Annotated in this window: 1 protein-coding gene; it reads left to right on the forward strand. The window is 74.8% G+C overall.

Features of this window, described 5'->3' with window-relative positions:
- A partial coding sequence (locus tag ACFPZL_RS13435; RefSeq protein ID WP_382335878.1) for a DUF5719 family protein occupies window positions 1-1,076 on the forward strand: 1,076 nt, incomplete at its 5' end.
- Between the last annotated feature and the right edge of the window lie 112 nt (window positions 1,077-1,188).

The raw sequence follows: 1,188 nt of genomic DNA on the forward strand, positions 1-1,188 counted from the left end.
CACCGGTGGTGCTGCAGGCGCCCGCGAACCAGCCCTTCGCAGCAGCGCAGACCCAGTCCGTCGAGACGGAAGAGCTGCGCGGGCTCGCCTCCCAGAGCTGCGCGGAGCCGGCGAACGAGCAGTGGCTCGTCGGCGGGTCGACCGCGGTCGGCGCCTCGACCACCGTGAACCTCGGGAACCCGGCGGGCAAGCCGGCCACCGTGCAGCTGACCGTCTTCGACGAGGAGGGCCAGGTCGACTCCGCCCAGACCAGCGGCGTGCTGGTGCCCGCGGGCAGCGAACGGATCGTCTCCCTCAACGGCTACGCGCCGGGCCGCGACCGGCTCGCGGTGCGAGTGGTCAGCACGGGCGCGGCGGTGACGGCGTCGCTCGGCATCGGCCAGGTCGACGGGCTGCAGTCCTTCGCGGTGGACGCCGTGACCAGGCAGCTGACGGCGGAGACCACCCTCGTGGTGCCCGGCGTCGCCCACCCCGGAGACGCGGACGACGCGGGTCCGACCGACGTGGGGCACCTCGACGAGTTCCCGATGGTGGTGCGCGCGCTCTCGGCCGAGGCGCGGAACGGCACCGCCGTCGTCACCGCCCTGCACGGCGACGGCACGCGGACCGAGCTCGGCGAGATCGAGCTCTCGGGTGCAGCCGTCGGCGAGCTCTCGGTGGAGAGCTGGCCCGAGCAGGCGAACGCCGTGGTCATCGAGGCCGACGTGCCGATCGTCGGCGGCGTGCTGGGCACGACGGCCGGCACTCTTCGCGACACGGCCTGGTTCACGCCGGCGCCGGAGCTGCCCGTCGACACCGAGGTCGCGGTCCCGGTGGTGAGCCGCGGCCAGCTGGTCCTCGCGAACACCGGTGAGCAGGAGGCCGAGGTGCGCGTGACCGGATCCGGCACCGCGGAGCAGACCTACCGGGTGCCGGCGGGCGCCGCGATCGTGGTGCAGGCGGCGGCCGACAGCCGGATCTTCAGCGACGCCCCGGTGCATGCGGGCGTGCGCATCGCCTCGGGCGGGGACCTCGCGGGCTACCCCGTACTCGCGGAGAACGAGCGGACGGCGGCCCTCACGGTCTACCCGCGTTGAGCAGCGGCCCGACTCGGGACACTAGAGTTGGGGGCATGACGAGGCAGGCGGGGAGCACCCGGGCGGCGCGCCGGCACGGGCGGCGGCCGATCCGCTCCTCGCTCACCGGGCA

Origin of the sequence: Leucobacter soli (genome assembly GCF_042659205.1) — a bacterium.
Taxonomy (GTDB): Bacteria; Actinomycetota; Actinomycetes; order Actinomycetales; family Microbacteriaceae; genus Leucobacter; species Leucobacter soli.